At 68.6% G+C, this 17536-nt stretch carries 16 protein-coding genes; 10 read left to right on the top strand and 6 right to left on the bottom strand.

Annotated features, from left to right (window positions below; genetic code table 11):
* The first annotated feature begins 31 nt into the window (after nucleotides 1-31).
* From ABZW96_RS04425 to ABZW96_RS04405, 5 genes are all read left to right on the top strand, one after another.
* On the top strand, nucleotides 32-1720 hold the full coding sequence (locus tag ABZW96_RS04425) for a thiamine pyrophosphate-binding protein (protein WP_355071288.1): 1689 nt from the start codon (nucleotides 32-34) through the stop codon (nucleotides 1718-1720).
* 47 nt (nucleotides 1721-1767) lie between these two features.
* Entirely contained in the window at nucleotides 1768-2427 is a 660-nt protein-coding gene (locus ABZW96_RS04420; protein WP_355071286.1) for an SRPBCC family protein, read from the top strand.
* Between the two features lie 7 nt (nucleotides 2428-2434).
* On the top strand, nucleotides 2435-3469 hold the full coding sequence (locus ABZW96_RS04415) for a 3-oxoacyl-[acyl-carrier-protein] synthase III C-terminal domain-containing protein (RefSeq protein WP_355071284.1): 1035 nt from the start codon (nucleotides 2435-2437) through the stop codon (nucleotides 3467-3469).
* Nucleotides 3466-4515, top strand: coding sequence for an aminotransferase class I/II-fold pyridoxal phosphate-dependent enzyme (locus ABZW96_RS04410; protein WP_355071282.1), 1050 nt, complete (start codon nucleotides 3466-3468; stop codon nucleotides 4513-4515). Before ABZW96_RS04415 ends, ABZW96_RS04410 begins: the two co-directional genes overlap by 4 nt.
* A 162-nt stretch (nucleotides 4516-4677) precedes the next feature.
* Nucleotides 4678-5058 carry a hypothetical protein gene (locus tag ABZW96_RS04405; protein ID WP_355071280.1) on the top strand — a complete coding sequence of 127 codons (381 nt, stop codon included), beginning with the start codon at nucleotides 4678-4680 and terminating at the stop codon, nucleotides 5056-5058.
* A 6-nt stretch (nucleotides 5059-5064) separates the two neighbouring features.
* On the opposite strand, the gene ABZW96_RS04400 is transcribed toward ABZW96_RS04405, so the two are convergent.
* Nucleotides 5065-5472 (bottom strand): SdpI family protein, encoded by a 408-nt coding sequence (locus ABZW96_RS04400; RefSeq protein ID WP_355071278.1) that lies wholly within the window; start codon nucleotides 5470-5472, stop codon nucleotides 5065-5067.
* A 164-nt stretch (nucleotides 5473-5636) separates the two neighbouring features.
* Here ABZW96_RS04400 and leuS point away from each other — a divergent pair, with 164 nt between their 5' ends.
* Nucleotides 5637-8483, top strand: a complete 2847-nt coding sequence (gene leuS, locus ABZW96_RS04395; protein WP_355071276.1) for a leucine--tRNA ligase — start codon at nucleotides 5637-5639, stop codon at nucleotides 8481-8483.
* A 7-nt stretch (nucleotides 8484-8490) separates the two neighbouring features.
* Here leuS and ABZW96_RS04390 read toward each other — a convergent pair whose 3' ends face one another.
* Together ABZW96_RS04390 and ABZW96_RS04385 are read right to left on the bottom strand one after the other, a co-directional pair.
* Nucleotides 8491-9264 carry a polysaccharide deacetylase family protein gene (locus ABZW96_RS04390; RefSeq protein WP_355072079.1) on the bottom strand — a complete coding sequence of 258 codons (774 nt, stop codon included), beginning with the start codon at nucleotides 9262-9264 and terminating at the stop codon, nucleotides 8491-8493.
* Nucleotides 9265-9658: 394 nt separating this feature from the next.
* A complete protein-coding gene (locus ABZW96_RS04385; RefSeq protein ID WP_355071275.1) occupies nucleotides 9659-10348 on the bottom strand; it encodes an SDR family oxidoreductase in 690 nt (229 codons plus the stop codon).
* A gap of 228 nt (nucleotides 10349-10576) precedes the next feature.
* On the opposite strand from ABZW96_RS04385, the gene ABZW96_RS04380 reads away from it, so the two are divergent.
* Nucleotides 10577-11914 (top strand): glycogen debranching protein, encoded by a 1338-nt coding sequence (locus ABZW96_RS04380; RefSeq protein WP_355071273.1) that lies wholly within the window; start codon nucleotides 10577-10579, stop codon nucleotides 11912-11914.
* A 73-nt stretch (nucleotides 11915-11987) separates the two neighbouring features.
* Entirely contained in the window at nucleotides 11988-12725 is a 738-nt protein-coding gene (locus tag ABZW96_RS04375) for a glycoside hydrolase family 25 protein (protein WP_355071271.1), read from the top strand.
* 38 nt (nucleotides 12726-12763) lie between these two features.
* On the opposite strand, the gene ABZW96_RS04370 is transcribed toward ABZW96_RS04375, so the two are convergent.
* Nucleotides 12764-13357: a TetR/AcrR family transcriptional regulator gene (locus ABZW96_RS04370; RefSeq protein WP_355071269.1), complete on the bottom strand. Its 594-nt coding sequence runs from the start codon at nucleotides 13355-13357 to the stop codon at nucleotides 12764-12766.
* Between the two features lie 83 nt (nucleotides 13358-13440).
* Here ABZW96_RS04370 and ABZW96_RS04365 point away from each other — a divergent pair, with 83 nt between their 5' ends.
* Together ABZW96_RS04365 and ABZW96_RS04360 are read left to right on the top strand one after the other, a co-directional pair.
* The gene (locus ABZW96_RS04365) at nucleotides 13441-14028 is read left to right on the top strand and encodes an alpha/beta fold hydrolase (RefSeq protein ID WP_355071267.1); all 588 of its coding nucleotides are present in this window, start codon (nucleotides 13441-13443) and stop codon (nucleotides 14026-14028) included.
* On the top strand, nucleotides 14025-14252 hold the full coding sequence (locus tag ABZW96_RS04360) for a hypothetical protein (RefSeq protein ID WP_051021448.1): 228 nt from the start codon (nucleotides 14025-14027) through the stop codon (nucleotides 14250-14252). The genes ABZW96_RS04365 and ABZW96_RS04360 overlap by 4 nt, the downstream gene beginning before the upstream one ends.
* Before the next feature lie 132 nt (nucleotides 14253-14384).
* Here the strand turns inward: ABZW96_RS04360 and ABZW96_RS04355 are convergent, their stop codons facing one another.
* Both ABZW96_RS04355 and ABZW96_RS04350 read right to left on the bottom strand, forming a co-directional pair.
* On the bottom strand, nucleotides 14385-16451 hold the full coding sequence (locus ABZW96_RS04355; RefSeq protein ID WP_355071265.1) for a PhoX family phosphatase: 2067 nt from the start codon (nucleotides 16449-16451) through the stop codon (nucleotides 14385-14387).
* A gap of 203 nt (nucleotides 16452-16654) precedes the next feature.
* The gene (locus tag ABZW96_RS04350; protein WP_355071263.1) at nucleotides 16655-17455 is read right to left on the bottom strand and encodes a hypothetical protein; all 801 of its coding nucleotides are present in this window, start codon (nucleotides 17453-17455) and stop codon (nucleotides 16655-16657) included.
* Nucleotides 17456-17536: the final 81 nt, after the last annotated feature.

Genomic DNA, 17536 nt, shown 5'->3' with positions numbered 1-17536 from the left:
GTCGAAATTTCGTCAGCGGAAGGGAGTGCGGATGCGGACTCGAGTCGTGGACCATCTGGTGCAAGCGGTTTCGGCGTTGGGCGTGCGACACATCTTCGGAGTGGACGGCGCCAATATCGAGGACCTGTACGACGCGATCTTCGATGCGCCGGACCACGTCACCGGCGTGGTCGCGAAACACGAGTTCTCCGCGGCGACCATGGCCGACGGATATGCCCGTGGCACAGGCGGATTGGGCGTGGTCGCGGCGACCTCCGGCGGCGGCGCGATGAATCTCGTCGCCGGGCTCGCCGAATCGTTCGCGTCGCGGGTACCGGTACTCGCCCTGGTCGGGCAGCCCCCGACCGCGCTGGAGGGCAACGGCGCCTTCCAGGACACCAGCGGACGCGCGGGCGCCATCGATGCGGTCCGTCTGTTCGGCGCGGTCAGCACCTATTGCGCACGGGTGGAAACCGCTGCCGACCTGGCGGATCGGCTGGATAGAGCGGTGCAGGCCGCCCGCCGGGGCGGCCCGGCGGTGCTGCTGCTGCCCAAAGACGTGCAGCAGGCCGACGCGGGCCCTATCGCGCCGCTCTGTCCCGCCGCCAGGACACATCGGTCCGACCGGGCCGGACTCGCTCGTGTTCGCGCCGCGCTCGCCACGGCCCGGCACACCGGGAAGATCGTGATCATCGCGGGCGATCAGGTCGCGCGCGACGACGCGCGCGACGAGCTTGCCCGCCTCGCCACCGCCTTGGATGCCGCGGTGGGCGTCGCGCCGGACGCGAAGGACGTCTACGACAACGCCGATCCCGCCTTCTGCGGCGTCGCGGGCACCATGGGGCACCCGGAACTGGCGGCGGCCATCCGGTCCTCGGCCCTGTGCTTGCTGGTCGGCACCCGATTGCCGGTCACCACCCGCGCCGGCTCGGAGGCCGCGCTCGCCGAGCGAACCGTCGCGAGCATCGGCGTGGCGCCACCGTATCTGCCCGCCATCCATGCGACCAGTACCGACCTGTCGCGAACACTCGCCGAGCTCGCCGACGAATTGGACGACGGCAGTACCGGATCCGAACGCGTGCACGCGACGCAACCGCTGACTTCGCTGCGGGTGCCCGACTCCTCGGGCCCCGGTCTGCGGTACCGGGATGTGGTCGAGACGATCGATGCCGCATTGCCGGAGGGCACCGACGTGTTCGCCGACGCGGGCAACACCGGCGCGTCGGTCGTGCACCACCTCAGGGTGCCGCGGGACGGGCGGTTCGTGGTCGCCCTCGGGATGGGCGGAATGGGTTACGCCTTCGGCGCGGGCATCGGGTCCGCGTTCGCGCGGCATGCGCGGACCGACGGTGTCCGGCGGACGGTGGTCATCGCGGGTGACGGCTCGTTCTACATGCACGGCATGGAGTTGCACACCGCGATCGAGCACGCCCTTCCGGTCACCTTCGTCGTGTTGAACAACAACGCGCACGCCATGTGCGTGACCAGGGAGCAGCTGTATTACCAGGACCGCTACAGCTTCAACCGATTCCGCCCGGCCGACCTCGGCGCGGGCATCGCCGCGATGTTCCCCGGTCTGCCCGCGTTCTCGGTGCGCACCGTCGGCGAGCTCGCCGCCACACTGCGTCGCTGCCTGGAAACCGAAGGACCGTCGTTCCTTTCGATCGAATGCGATCCCGACGAGATTCCTCCGTTCCTGCCCTTCATTAACGCCGTGGAGCAATCCCGCGATCTTCGATGAACCCCACGCGGCGGCGCCCGCCGACGCCTACCCGAAGGAGTATCACCGTGACCACCAGTTCCCTCCCCGCCCTCAGCGATATTCCGGAACAGGCCGTGCCCGGCGTGCTCCGCATCGAGAACTCCGACAAAGACGCGACCACGCCGATCATCATGGACATGCTGCGGTCGGTGTATCCGCACGAGCAGATCTTCGGCGAATACTGTCCGGTGCAGGCGTACATCGACGCGCCGCCGCGCGAGGTCTACGAATACCTCGCCGACACCAGGTCGCTGGAGGAGTGGACCTACAGCCTGCGCGGGTTCGTGGAGACCGACGAACCCGGACTCTGGCTGGCCTATGACCGGCTGGGCTCGGAGACCGAGATCTTCACCCGCACCGTCGCCAACCCCGACGCCATGACCGTCGACTACCACTGTGCCTGGGACCAGGGACAACACCTGTGGATGATCTACCTGCTGCGCGTGGTCGACGCGCAATTGGTGTTCCACAAGCCGGGTTCGGTGGTGTTGTGGGTCAACTGCAAGCACCCCTTCTACGACGACAACCCGTATCCGGAGTCCGCTCCCCCGAACCGGCCGGTGTGGGTCGGCGACTTCTGGGAGATGTTCTCGGCGGGGCATCAGCTGGAGATGGACAACCTCAAAGCCATCTGCGAGTACCGGGCCGCGCACGGCCTGCCGATCAAGCCCGACTGGATGAAGTGAGGCTCGAGTGACCACCACGCAACAACATCTCCCTGAGGTCAGTCTCGTCGACGTGGCCTCGTACCTACCGGGCGAGCCGGTCGGCACCGAGTACTTCACCCAGTTCTCGCGCTCGGACCGGATGGCGAAGAACGTCATGTTCCGCTCGCCCAAGGGCCGCCACCACGTCGCGCGCGACGAGACCGCGGTCGACATGGTCGAGCGCGCCGTCGCACCGCTGATCGAACGCAACGGCGCCGACGCGATCGCCGAGGTCGACGTCTTGATCACGCACACCCAACTGCCGGACAATCCGGTGCTCGGCTGCGGGCCCGAGGTGGCGCGACGGCTCGGCATCCGTCCCTCGTACGTCTACGACGTGCACAACGGCGGGTGTGCGGCGTTCGTGCACATGATGGCGATGGCCCGGATGATCCTGCAGACCACGCCCGCCCGCACCGCGCTGATCGCGGCGACCCAGAACTGCGCGGGACCGGTGTTCACCCAGACCGATATCCGCAAGCTGGCGCAGGCTCCGGTGCCCGGTGACGGCTGCGGTGTCGGACTGCTCCGCAAGGACGACAGCGCGCCGATTCTCGACATCGAATGCCGGACCTATCCCGAATTCGCCGGCGACATGGACTTCTCCACCAACGGCGAGCGCAAGTACTGGGAGCCGGGCGAGGGCCAGGGCTGCGTCAGCTTCACCGAGTCCAAGATCACCAAGGTGTTCGCCAGGGGCAATCGGCTCGTTCCGGAAGTCGCCCTGGCGGTATGCGATCGGATCGGCGTGCGGGGACGCGACGTCGACACGTTCGTCACCAACCAGCCGAACCGGCTGTTCCTGCGCAACTGGCACGACGCGCTGGAGCTCCCGCCGCACCGTCACCCCGACACCTTCGATTCCTGCGGAAACCTGTTCGCCGCAGGCATTCCGGTGACCCTGGACGTGGAGAACCGGGCGGGACGGCTGCCCAACGGATCGCTGGTCCTGATGTCGGCGTTCGCGCACGCGGGCGACTTCGCGGGCGCGGCCGCCGTCCGCTGGGGAGCCGCGCGATGAGCGTGCGCGTCGTCGACGGCACCCGGCCGTCGCACCGGTATCGGACGCACCGGGTGCCACCCCGCTTCGACCTCGCTCTGAGCGAGAATCCGTTCCCGCCGCTGCCTTCGGTGTTGCGAGCCGTGCACATGACGCTGGCTCAGGCCAATCGATACCCGGAGTTCCTGCCGCGCCGCCTGCCGACGCTGATCGCCCAGCACCTCGGTGTAGGGGCGGACCAAGTGGTGGTCGGGTCGGGGGCGACCGGCGTGGCACTGCAGATCTTGCAGACCCTGACCACGCCGGGAGACGAGATCGTCTACAGCGCACCGACGTTCGACGGGTATCCGATCATGGCCGAGATGGCCGGCGTCACCGCGGTGCCGGTGCCGCTGGATTCGGCGGGGAACCAGGATCTGCGGGCGATGCGGCGGGCCGTCGACCGTCGCACCGCGCTGATCGTGGTGTGCCGTCCGCACAATCCCACCGGAACGGTCATCCCGGCCGACGATCTGAAGGCATTCCTGTCCGACGTTCCCAGCCGGGTCCCGGTCGTTCTGGACGAGGCGTACGTCGAATTCCTCGGCGCCACCGCATACGTCGACCCACGGGCGCTGATCGCGAAGCATCCCAACCTTGTTGTGCTACGTACCTTTTCGAAGGCGTACGGCTTGGCCGGGCTGCGTATCGGCTACGCCTTCGGCCGGACCGAGTTGATCGCGCGAATCGGCACACTGCAATTGCCCTTCGGGATGGGCGCGGCGGCGGTGGCCGCGGTCGCCGCCTCGTACGCCGCCGCACCCGAACTCGCCGCGCGCACCCTGCGCATCGCCGAAAGGCGCGACGCACTCCGCAGCGCACTACTGGCTCATGGATTCGCGATACCGGAAAGCCACGCGAACTTCCTGTACGTACCCGGCCCTGGTGCGAACACGGCGCTGCGGCGCGCGGGCATAGCCGCGAAGTCCTACGCCGACGGCAGCGCACGCATCGCCGTCGGCGACCCGGCGTCCGACGACGCGGTACTCCAGGCCCTCACCGCCGATCCACCGCGCGTGACGACCTGATCGGAGTGGCTCTGGGGAGCGTGTGCGTTCGCGTCCCGCTTGCGGTTCGCAGTCCGGAGACCGGTCGTTGCTGATGTCGCCCCGCATCGGATCGCCGAGCGCGGCGCACGTGTCTCGGCCGGATCGAGTGGACCCCGGCGCGGAGAGTGGTTCGATCGAAGCGTGTGGTCCGATTTCGAGGTGAACGCGGCGCCCGCTCATGGGACGGCCAGTAGGGTCCTGTTCCGGTTCGCTCTGGGACGGTGGGCGGTCGTGCTGCGCCAGACGCTCATCGAGCCGGGTGGCAGCAGCGGGTGGCACTACCACGACGGGACATTGTTCGTGCTGGTCGCGCGGGGGACGCTGGATCATCCCGGTGCGGACTGCGCGCCGGTCACCTACCGGCGCCCGCGGATCTTCCGGGAACCGAGCGGGCCGCGCTACCCGCACGTGGCGCGCAATCTCGGAACGGTGCCGGTATTGCTGTGTGTGCTCTACTTCACGCCGGTCGACAGTCCGTTGTCCCGCAGCGTCCCGCCGCCGGAGTGCGCCGACGCGGGGTGATGGGCCTCAGCTCGCGGGCTGGCAGGCGTCGCGGAGCGAGCAGGCGCCGCAGGAGTTGCCGCAACCACCGGTCTGCGGCGGCGGGGCGATGGCTTCGGCCGCCTGCGCGGCGGCGTTCGCACCGGCGCCGAGGGTGAACAGGGCGACGACGGCGGCGCAGGCCGCGACGGCCAGCGCGACGAAGCCGCCCGCGGCCAGCCCGACGAGACCACCGGCGAACAGCAGCGCCCCGGCCGCGATCGAGGTGGGAGCGGCGACCCGGTTGGCGACGCGGAACGTCTCGTCCGTGGACAGCGCGGCCTCGGTGTGGACACCGAAGAAACGATTCCGGGGCAACCGGCCGGTCAGCCCGAGTGCTCCGGTTGCGACGGCCACGACAGCCAGCACGAACAGGACGAGAGCGACGACGAACACCCATGCAGGCTAGCGCATCGGTGCCCCGCGCCCGCCGACGGGCGCCTCGTCCGGCGAACCCGGCCGCAACCGCAGGCCAGCCCGATTTTCGGTCCTGCCGATGCGACGTTCTACCCTGATAGACGAAGTTTGTCGGGGATCGGCGACCACAAGAAGGCAGGACCGTGCAAGACACACGCGCAACCGAAAGCGATGTACCTGAGCACCGGTACAACGCGGAGCTTGCCGGCCGCATCGAGAGCCGGTGGCAGCGGACGTGGGACGAACGCGGAACCTTCCACGCGCCGAACCCGGTGGGACCGCTGGCCGGTCCGACACCGGCCGACAAGCTGTTCATCCAGGACATGTTCCCGTACCCGTCCGGCGCGGGCCTGCACGTCGGACATCCGCTCGGCTACATCGCCACGGACGTCTTCGCCCGCTACCACCGCATGCACGGGCGCAACGTGCTGCACGCCCTCGGCTACGACGCGTTCGGCCTGCCCGCCGAGCAGTACGCGGTACAGACCGGCGCGCACCCGCGCGACACCACCGAGTCGAACATCGCCACCATGCAGCGTCAGCTGGACCGCCTCGGGCTCGGCCACGACCGGCGTCGCTCGTTCGCGACCACCGATCCGGAGTACTACCGCTGGACACAGTGGATCTTCCTGCGGATCTACAACGCTTGGTACGACACGGAGCTGAACCGGGCCCGCCCGATCGCCGAGCTGGCGGCCGAGTTCGCGTCCGGCGCACGGGCCGTGCCGGAGGGCAAGTCCTGGGACACGATGCCGCCCGCCGAGCGCGGCGCGCTGCTGGACTCGTATCGCCTGGTGTACCAGACCGATTCGATGGTCAACTGGTGCCCTGGCCTGGGTACCGTGCTGGCGAACGAGGAGGTCACCGCCGACGGCCGCAGCGAACGCGGCAACTTCCCGGTGTTCCGTAAGCACTTGCGGCAGTGGATGATGCGCATCACCGCCTATTCCGACCGCCTGGTCGACGACCTGGACCGGCTGGACTGGCCGGAGAACGTCAAGGCCATGCAGCGCAACTGGATCGGACGATCCCGGGGCGCGCAGGTGAAGTTCGACGCCGACGGCGAGCAGATCGAGGTCTTCACCACCCGCCCCGACACCTTGTTCGGCGCCACCTATGTGGTGCTCGCGCCGGAACACGAGCTGGTCGACAAGCTGACCGCCGCCGCGTGGCCTGCGGGCACCGACCCCAGGTGGACCAACGAGGGCGCCGCCACACCGGCCGAAGCCGTGGCGGCCTACCGCAAGTCGATCGCGGCCAAGTCGGATTTGGAGCGTCAGGAGAACAAGGAGAAGACCGGCGTCTTCCTGGGCAATCACGCGATCAACCCGGCCAACGGCGCGGCCGTGCCGATCTTCATCGCCGACTACGTGCTCAGCGGCTACGGCACCGGCGCCATCATGGCCGTTCCCGGGCACGACCACCGCGACTGGGAATTCGCGTCCGTCCTCGGGCTGCCGATCATCGAGGTGATCAGCGGCGGCGACCTGGAGCAGGGCGCGCACGCGGGCGAAGGCGCGCTGGTGAACTCCGATTACCTCGACGGCATGTCCGTCGAGGAGGCCAAAGCGGCGATGATCGCCCGGCTCGAGGCCGACGGACACGGCAAGGACACCATCCAATACAAGCTGCGCGACTGGTTGTTCGCGCGCCAGCGCTATTGGGGCGAGCCGTTCCCGATCGTGTACGACGAGAAGGGCGCACCCCACGCGCTGCCGGAATCCATGCTGCCGGTGGTGCTGCCGGAGCTGGACGATTTCGCCCCGGTGACCTTCGATCCGGACGACGCGAACTCCGAACCCTCCCCTCCGCTGGCCAAGGCCACCGACTGGGTGGAAGTCGAGCTGGATCTCGGCGACGGGCTGAAGCGCTACCGCCGCGACACCAATGTCATGCCGCAGTGGGCGGGCAGTTCCTGGTACGAGATCCGCTACGCCGACCCGACGAACACCGAGACGTTCTGCGCCGAGGAGAACGAGGCGTACTGGCTGGGCCCGCGCGCCGACGTCGGCGGGCCGAACGACCCGGGCGGCGTCGACCTGTACGTCGGCGGCGTCGAGCACGCGGTTCTGCACCTGCTGTACGCCCGCTTCTGGCAGAAGGTGCTGTTCGATCTGGGTGACGTGTCCGCGAGCGAGCCGTACCGGCGGCTGTTCAACCAGGGCTACATCCAGGCGCACGCCTACACCGACGAGCGCGGCGCGTACGTGCCCGCCGCCGAGGTGGTCGAGCGCGACGGCAAGTTCTACTGGACCGACCCCACCGGCGCCGAGGTCGAGGTGCGCCAGGAGTACGGCAAGATCGGCAAGTCACTGAAGAACGCCATCTCCCCGGACGAGATGTGCGATCTGTACGGCGCGGACACCTTCCGCTTCTACGAGATGGCGATGGGTCCGCTGGACACCTCGCGCCCGTGGGCGACCAAGGACGTCGTCGGCGCGCACCGGTTCCTGCAACGCGCCTGGCGTCTGGTGGTGAACGAGGAGACCGGCGCGGTGCGGGTCACCGACGCCGCCGCGAGCGAGGAGACGTTGCGCCTGCTGCACAAGACGATCGCGGGCGTGGACGAGGATTTCGCCGCGCTGCGCGACAACACGGCGGGCGCCAAGCTGATCGAGCTGACCAACCACCTGACCAAGAGCTACCCGGACGGCGCGCCGCGCTCGGTGGTGGAGCCGCTGGTGCTGATGCTGGCGCCGCTGGCCCCGCACATCGCCGAGGAGCTGTGGGACCGGCTGGGTCACACCTCCTCGCTGGCGCACGGCCCGTTCCCGGTCGCCGATCCGGCGCTGCTGGTCGAGGAGTCGGTGGAGTACCCGATCCAGGTGAACGGCAAGGTGCGCAGCCGGATTCAGGTGGCGGCCGACGCGGACAACGCGGCGATCGAGGCGGCGGCGCTGGCCGACGAGAAGATCGACGCGCTGCTCAACGGGAAGGCGCCGCGCAAGCTGATCGTGGTGCCGGGGCGCCTGGTGAACATCGTCGCCTGACGGCGGGTCAGCGCGGTGGGAGCAGCACGTCGTCGAGCGTGACCATGGACAGGTTGCGCTCCTTGATGATGTCGACCAGCTGTCCGTAGCAGTGGGTGACGGCGGGCGCGTTGGCGTGCCCGATGACGATCGTCTGCGGCTGGAAATACCGCCGCGCGCATTCGATCAGATACTCCTCGGTGATCACACCGGAATCGGACAGTGAGCCGTACCACATGGTGGGCACGGTGTAGCCGAGGTCGGCGGCCACCCGGTCGACCGTGGCGTTGTGCCTGCCGAACGGCGGGCGGAAGTACGGGGTGCCGTCCACCCCGAAGTTCTGGCGCAGGTAGGTCTTCGCCCGCTCCAGCTGCCCGGCGACGGCCGACGCGGACAGTTTGGTCAGATCCGGGTGATCCCAGGTGTGGTTGCCGAGCTGGATCTGCCCGGATTCGACCAAGGGCCGCAAGGCGTCCCGGTGGATCGCCCACGAGTCGTAGTAGGCGGTCACGAAGAAGGTGAACCGCGCGCCGGTGTCCTTGGCGAATCGGATGTAGGCGCCGACGACCTCGGGACTGGCTCCGTCGTCCACGGTGAGCGCCATGCTGCTGCCCGGCCCCGGCAGCGCGGTGATCGTGCCTGCCGGGATCGGCGTCTTCGGTCCGCCGGGCGGAGGCGGCAACAACGGCGGTGCGGGTGGCCGGGGCACGCCGCCCGCGGAACCGCTGTCGATCGGGTCGCCCTCGGCCACCGCGCATCCGGTCAGCGCGACCGCCGCGCCCGCTGTCAGCAACGCCAGCATGCGACGTCTGTCCACAACCCGATCCCTCTTGCTCGCTCGAACCTCCCCGCGACGAACCCTCGGGGATGGGGCCGGACGCTAACGAGCGAACGTGACGGGAACCTGAACCCGCGTGGTCCGTTGAGCAAATCACAGGGACGAGAGCACGGCGGTGAGCCACAGCGCGTCATCAGGTCGGTGGCCACCCGTCTCCCCGTCGATCAGCAGGTCGATCGCACGGGCGACAAGCCGATCGGCGACGTGCGTGCGACAGTCGCGAGGGGAACGCGTGGGCCGATACAGCGCCATCGGACCCGTACGGGATCAGTACCGACGGAACACGCCATCGGCGATGTGCGCGCCGACAGCCGAGCGAGCGCTTCGGCCGAAAGAGCGCCGCCGGGTGACTCCGGGATCAGTACGGCCGGAGCACGACCTCGGTGGGGTGCGCGTCGCGCGGGGTGTCGATGGCGGAACGCACCGTGTACGCCACGGTCTCGGGGGCGAGGAAGTCCTCGGCCCGGTACTCGCGCCCCTCGCCCGCGATGATCGCCCGCTGCATATCGGTGTCGATTCGGCCCGGATGGATCGAGGTCACCCGCAGCTCCGGCTCCTCCTGGCGCAGCGCGTCGCCGAAGGCGCGCAGGCCGAACTTGCTCGCCGCGTAGGAGGCCCAGCCCGCATTGGCGCGCAGCCCCGCGCCCGAGTTGATCAGCACCACGTGACCCTGGCCCGCCCGCAGCGCGGGCAGCAGCAGCCGGGTGAGTTCGGCGACCGCGATAACGTTGGCTTCCAACGTGTTTCGCCACTGCTCGACGGTGGATTCCGCGATCGTGCCGAGATCGGCGATGCCCGCGTTGTGCACCAGCACGTTCAGGCTCCGGATCGGCTCCACCGCCGCGGCGACGGCGGCGTAGTCGGTCAACTCGACCGGCCAGCCCCGCGCGTCGGGCAACTCCGTCAGGATGCCGCGCAGCGATTCCGCCGACCGGGCGCCGAGCAGCAGGTCGTGGGTCGGCGCGAGCTCCCTGGCGATCGCGGCGCCGAGGCCGCGACTGGCGCCGGTGATCAACGCGGTCGGTTTCGTGGTCGCGGCGGAAGTCATGGGCCCCACCGTAACCGGCTGGGTGAAGAAGGCGTAAAAACCCGTAGCACTGGACGAACGACTAGCGATGCAGGCTGGTTCGGGGCGAGAATCTCGAGCAGCGAATCACGGACGGGGCATGCGAAAGTGAGAACCGCCGAACACGAAGCGGCCACAGGCCGATCTGATGGAGACGAAACGAACACCGCTGAGCGGGCATATCTGCGGGTGACATCGCAGAATAGGGGGATGGCACATCCGGGCTTCACCCCCACTCAGCTCGCGGCCCGCGCTGCCTACCTGCTGCGCGGCAACGACCTGGGCACGATGACCAGCGCGGCGCCCAGGTTGTACCCGCACATGTGGAGCTGGGACGCGGCGTTCGTCGCGGTCGGGCTCGCGCCGCTGAGCGTGGAGCGGGCCGTGGTCGAGCTGGACACCCTGCTGTCCGCGCAGTGGAAGAACGGCATGATCCCGCACATCGTCTTCGCCAACGGCGTGGACGGTTACTTCCCCGGCCCGGCCCGCTGGGAGTGCCGCAAGCTGGCGGCCAACGCGCCCGACGGCCCGGACACGTCGGGGATCACCCAGCCGCCCGTGCACGCCATCGCGGTGCAGCGGATCCTGGATCATTCCCGCAGGCACGGCCGCAGCACCAGGTCCGTGGCCGAGGAGTTCCTCAACCGGCGCTGGCCGGATCTGGTGCGCTGGCACCGCTGGCTGGCGCATGCCCGCGACCCCAAGGAGACCGGCCGCATCACGCTGTATCACGGCTGGGAGTCCGGGATGGACAACTCGCCGCGCTGGGATCGCGCCTACGAGCACGTGGTTCCCGGCGATCTGCCGCCCTATCGCCGTGAGGACGTGCTGGTGGTCTCCGATCCGACCCAGCGCCCCACCGACCGCGAGTACGACCGCTATCTGTGGCTGGTCGAGCAGATGCGCCGAGCGGGTTATGACGACTATCAGCTCGCCTCGACCATGAGCTTCGCCGTCGAGGACGTGTTCGTCACCGGAATCTTCGCGCTGGCCTGCGAGGTGCTGGCCAATATCGGCGAGGAGTACAAGCAACCCCACGCCGACGTGCGCGATCTCTACGCGTGGGCCGACCGGTTCCGCGCGGGCGTCGTCGCGACGGCCGACGCCCGCACCGGCGCGGCCCGCGATTTCGACGTGCGGTTGCAGCGGTGGATCAACACCGAGACGCTCTCGATGTTCGCGCCGCTGCTGTGCGGCGGCCTCCCCCGCGACACCGAGCGCGCTCTGCTGCGCCTGTTCGAGGGCCCGCGCTTCTGCGGCCATCCGGATCTGCGTTACGCGCTGCCGCCATCGACCTCGCCGGTGTCCAAGGACTTCCGTTCCCGCGAGTATTGGCGCGGGCCGGTGTGGCCGGTGATGAGCTGGCTGTTCTCCTGGGTCTTCGCTCGGCGCGGCTGGGCCGAGCGCTCGTTCATGCTGCGCGCCGAGGGCTTGCGCCAGGCCAGCGACGGCAGCTTCGCCGAGTACTACGAGCCGTTCACCGGCGAACCGCTCGGCAGCATGCAGCAGTCGTGGACGGCGGCGTCGGTGCTGGATTGGATGGGGTGAAAGCTCAGAACAGTTCTGACACCCCAGCCGTCACACTGGTAACGGCCAGAGCGAATGGCTATCGTCCTGCGGCATGGACATCTGGAGGTCGACCACTCGCCGCGGCGCGGCGCTGTCACTGATCACGCTGTCCGGCATCTTCGCCGCCACGCTACCCGCGACCGCCGCGCCGACCGGTCCGGACGTCTCCTCGTGGCAGCACACCGACGCAACCGTGATCGACTGGTTCGCGGTCAAACGCTCCGGCCACGACTTCGCCATGGTCAAGGCCACCGAGGGGCTCAGCTACGTCAACCCGTACTTCGTGCCCGACAGCCTGCTGATGCGCGCGGCCGGAATGGCTCGCGGCACCTACCACTACGCCCGGCCCAACCTGCCCCCCGAACCGCAGGCCGCGCTCTACGCGGCGGTGGCGCTGGGACAGAACGGGCCGCTCGATCTGCCGCCGGTGCTGGATCTGGAGAACACCGGCGGTCTCGGCCCCGCGGCGTTGATCGACTGGACCCGCCGCTATCTGAACACCGTGGAAATGCTCACCGGCCGCGCCCCGATCGTCTACACCTACCCCAACTTCTGGCGTACCGCGATGGCCGACACCGACGAGTTCGCCGAGTACCCGCTGTGGATCGCCGACTACCGGGGCAACCCCCAACCCGAGGTCCCCGGCGGCTGGTCCACCTGGACGTTCTGGCAGACCACCGACAGCGGCACCATTCCGGGCATCGCGGGCCGCGTCGACCTCAACGTCTACAGCGGCGCCCAGGGCAGTTTCGCCGGTTACGCCAACATGAGCGGCACCGGCAGCGGGTAGGCCTTCATCGACCGACCGCCACACCTTCCCTCCGGGTTTCAGCCGACAGAGGGGCGGCGAAGGCCGGCGAGGAGGCGGGTGATGTGCGCGGGGGCGTCGGCGGGGTCGAGCGGGGCATGGGCGACGAGCAGGCGGTACCAGAAGGGGCCGAAGATCAGGTCGGTGGCGTGGTCGAGGTCGAGGTCGGCGGCGAGTTCGCCACGGGCCACGCCGCGAGAGAGGATGTCGGACATCACTTTTCGGCGTGATTGCACCCATTCGCGGAAATGACCGGCGAAATCCGAGTCGAGCTGGGCTTCGGCCATCATGCCGCGCAGCGCCTCGACGCGGAGCGGGAACTCGACGACGCGATACAGTGCGGCGGCGAAGGCGATCAGGTCGGCCTCGACGGATCCGGTATCGGGTTCCGGCATGCGCTGCGCGACCGCCTCGGCCTGGGCCTCCATCACCAGCGCAGGCTTGGATTTCCACCAGCGATAGATCGTGCTCTTGGCCACGCCGGAGCGCGCGGCGACACCTTCGATGGTGATCTTGCCGTAGCCCTGTTCGTCCAGGAGTTCGGCTGTCGCGCACAGGACGGCCTGTCGCGCGGAACTGCTGCGCTGCCGTCCGCCGGTCCGACCGATTGTCATGGCGCCGAGTGTATCGGTCTGCTACCTTTTTATCGAAACGCTACGGAGCGTTTCGATTGAATCGAGTCAGAGGTGACAATCCGATGAGCACGATCATCGTCTCGCACGGCTACAACGCGGCCGGCGACAGCGTGTGGTTCCCCTACTTGTCCGCGGAGCTGACAGCGCTCGGCCACACAGTGGTCGTCCCGAACCTCCCCGACCCCAGCGCACCCCGCCTCGACCCGTGGCGAAAGACTCTGGCGGCGGCAGCTTCCGAGGCCGGCCCAGCCCGCGACACGGTCGTGATCGGCCACAGCATCGGCGGCGTCAACGTACTCCGCATGCTCGAACAGCACGATCCCGACGCACATGGCCGCTTCGCGGGGGCGGTCCTGGTATCCACCGCCGCCCACGAAGTCGGATACGCCGAATTGGCGGAATTCTTCGAGCAACCCTTCGATTGGGAACGAATTCGCAATGCCGCCGGCGAGTTCCGCGTCCTCTCCGCAATCGACGACCCGGTCAATATCCCCGACCCCGTCGAACACGTCGGCCTGCTGGTCCGCAACCTCGGCGCCGCCGCTGTCGTCCTTCCCGGCGGACGGCATCTGGGCGACTACCCCGAGGACCACATCGAACTCCCGGAGGCGGTCCGCCTCGTCACCGACATCCTGGCGGCCGGCTCGTGACCGCCGAAACCGGTACCGGCCCGACCAAATGGAAGATCTGGCTGCTGACCGTCGTCGGCCTGTATCCCCTGCTCGTCCTCCTGGTGACTGCCACCGCCCCGCAGCTCGAGCAGCTGCCGCCCGCGCTCCGGCTGGCCGTCATCGTTCCCATCGCCGTGGCCGCCATGGTCTGGGTTGTGATGCCGTTCCTCACCCGCCGGTTCGCCGGTTGGCTGGGCGGATGAAGCGGCGTCGGGAGGAAACGCCGAGTCAAGAGCGGAGCCGCTACCCGCCCAGTCGAGTAGCGGCTCCACTCGCGGGAAAGCCGCGGAGGGTGGCCGTGGTTGCAGGGGGCCGGGGGTGCCGCGGCTGTGGTATCAGACCCCGATGCGGCCGCCGGCCTTCTTCCAGACCGCCACCACCGAGGGGCGGGGCTGGGCCGTACCACCGTCGGGCCAGTGCGACAACGGGTTCTCCGGAGTGGCGTCGTCGGCCTCGCCGGGATGCTGTACACACACCATGACCCGCGCCTCGCTGACCACCGGACCGCAGGTCTCCGCACCACGCGGCACGGTGAGGAATTGCTTGGTCCGGCCGCGATTCGGACCGTCGAGCACCACGGAGAACAACCCGTCGTTCGACTTCAACGCGTTGCCGTCGGTGGCGATCCACAAGTTGCCGTACGGGTCGAAGGCCAGGTTGTCGGGGCAGGAGATCGGGCTGACCTTGGACTTGTCGTACCCGGCGAAGTAGGTGTCGGCCGCCGCGGGATCGCCGCAGACCAGCAGCAGCGACCAGGTGAACGTCGTGCCGGTGTGGTTGTCGTCGATCTCCAGGATCTGGCCGTTCTTGTTCAGCTTGCGCGGGTTCGCCTCATCCGGACCCTGCTTGCCGTCCGCGCCGCGGTTGTCGTTGTTGGTCAGCGCCACATACACCTTGCCGGTGTAGGGGTTGGCCTCGAAGTCCTCCGGGCGGTCCATCTTGGTCGCGCCCACCTTGTCGGCGGCCAGGCGGGTGAAGACCGCCACCTCTTCCGCGCTCATGCCCTCGACCAGCGACTTGCCCTTGCCGTCCGCGCCGGTCTCCAGCAGCGGGATCCACTGGCCGGTGCCGGTGAAGCCCTTGTCGGACGGCTTGGCGCCGGTGCCGTCGATCTTGTCCGCGTGATCGCCCGCGAGCTTGGCGACATACAGCGTGCCCGCGTCCAGGATGGTCAGATTCTGCCGCATGCTCGCCGCGCCGGTGCCCGGCTGGATCTTGCGCGAGGACACGAACTTGTACATGTAGTCGAACTTCTCGTCGTCACCGGTGTAGGAGACGACGTCGCCGTTCTTGGTGACGTAGATGGTGGCGGCCTCGTGCTTCACCCGGCCCATCGCGGTGTGCTTGATCGGCGTCGAGTTCGGATCCCACGGGTCCACCTCGATGACGTACCCGAATCGGTTGGCCTCGTTGGGTTCCTGCGCCAGATCGAAACGCTTGTCCGCGCGCTCCCACAGGTTGGTGGTCTTGCCCGCGGCGAAACCGTAGCGCTTCAGCCGCGCAGCTGCGGCCGACTCGGTCACCTTGTCCGCGTTGGCGAAGTAGCCGTGGAAGTTCTCCTCGCCGGACAGCACGGTGCCCCACGGCGTCAGGCCGCCCGAACAGTTGGCGAAGGTGCCGAGCACCTTGGTGCCGGTCGGATCGGCCGAAGTCTTCACGAAGTCGCTGCCCGCGGCCGGACCGGTGAGCTTGAACTCGGTGCTCGCGGTGATCCTGCGGTTGTACTTGCCGAAGGCGGGAACGAGCTTGCCGGAACCGGCTTCGCCCTTCACCTCCACCACGGTCAAGCCGTGCGCGGCCATGGTGACCGCGATCTGCTCGTCGGTCGGCGCGTCCTTGTTGTAGCCGCGGAACATGTGCGGGCTGGTGGTGTACTCGTGATTGACCACCAGTAGGTAGCTGTTGGCTTGGCCCTCGATCGGCAGCAGGGCGGCGAAGTCGTTGTTGTAGCCGAACTGCTCGGCCTGCGCGGCGGCGGTCTGCTTGTCGAAGTCGAAGGCGGGCGCGTCCGGGAACAGCGGGTCGCCCCAGCGGATCACGACGGACTGCTCGTAGCCGTCCGGGATCACCACGGCGTCTTCCTTGTTCGGCGCGACGGCGGCGAAGTCGGTGCCGGTTCCGGGCGGGCCCGCGGGCGAGGTGGAGCCCACTGTGGTCGGCTCGCTGTCGTCGCCGCAGGCCGCGAGGACGCTGCCCGCACCCACCGCGAGCACGGCGGCCGCACCGCCCTTGATCAGTCCGCGCCGGTTCATGGAGCTGACGATGTCACCGAAGTAGGCGCCCGAGGAGGTGTTCGGCGCCTCGTGGAAGCACGCGTTCGCGCACTTGTACTCACATGTCACGGCAGCGCGCGACGACTGTCCGTCGTGCTTCACGAAAAGGGCGAGTGGCTGAAGACTCACGGTGACTCCTGGGTTTGGCCGATGGCCGCACGGTAAACCATCCGGACAATCCGGAAGGGACGGCAAAGTGAACAACCGCCCAATTAGGTAACCCTCAAATTGCCGGGCCGCCAGAGCTGGGAACAAACGAGTGCCGCGCCGATTCGATGATCTCGAATCGACGCGGCATCGGTGTCGAAAGGCGGCTTCGCCCGGCTCACCCATCAGGCGTTCACCGGAAGGGCGATGACGACCTCGCTTTCGTTCTCGGGAAGGTAGTGCGCCCGCAGTACCCGGCCCACCTGCACGTGGCCGACGCTGGCCGGTGCGAGGAACTTCGTCACCCGGGTCGCGAAGCTCGAGCCATCGGGCCGGGTGGCGACCAGTCCGAGTTCGACCTCGGAGTGTCCGTCGCGGATATTGCCGGTGACCGACAGCGACTGCACCACCGCCTGGGTGGCGATGCCGCGCTCGGCGATGTCGAGCTTGTGCCGCGTGGTTATGCCCTTGCGGATCAGGGACTCGTTCATCGCGTGCTGCGCGGCGGCCGCGTCGCCGGACAGGTCGACCTCGACCTTGTCGGTCCGGCCGGGCAGGTAACGCACGGGCAGCACCACCCCGGCGCGCAGCAGGGCCAGTTCGGTGAGCGGCACGATCATCTTCGCGGAGGAATGGAAGATCTTGCCGTCCGAGCCTTCCACGCTGAACTCGACGTGGACCTGCGGCTGGTCGTTGACGGTGACGCCGGTCTGCCGCACCGATCGGACGGTGCCGAGGCCGGTGAGCCCGTCGCGGAACTCCGCGCTGTTGCGTCCGGTCAGCGCGCTCAGGATGCCTTCGCCGGTGAACGCGAACACGATGGGGATCAGGGTGAGCGCGATGATCGGCAGCGCCATTTCGACGCCGAGCCAACCCATTCCGGCGGGCTCCCATTCGCTGGTGGGGACGTAGGTGACGGCGTGGTAGACGTAGTAGCCGATCGCGGCGGCGCCGAGGGCGAGGGCGGTCGAACGGATCTTCTTCATGGCACTTCCTTTGTGAGAGTCGAGATTTCACCGCGCCCCGTCATCCCGGTAGGTCGCCAGGATGACGGGGGCGGATCGGAG

This window comes from Nocardia sp. NPDC004168, from assembly GCF_040610355.1.
GTDB classification, from domain to species: domain Bacteria; phylum Actinomycetota; class Actinomycetes; order Mycobacteriales; family Mycobacteriaceae; genus Nocardia; species Nocardia sichangensis.
The sequence above is the reverse complement of the archived record's forward strand: the minus strand, read 5'-3'. Positions and strand labels throughout refer to the sequence as shown.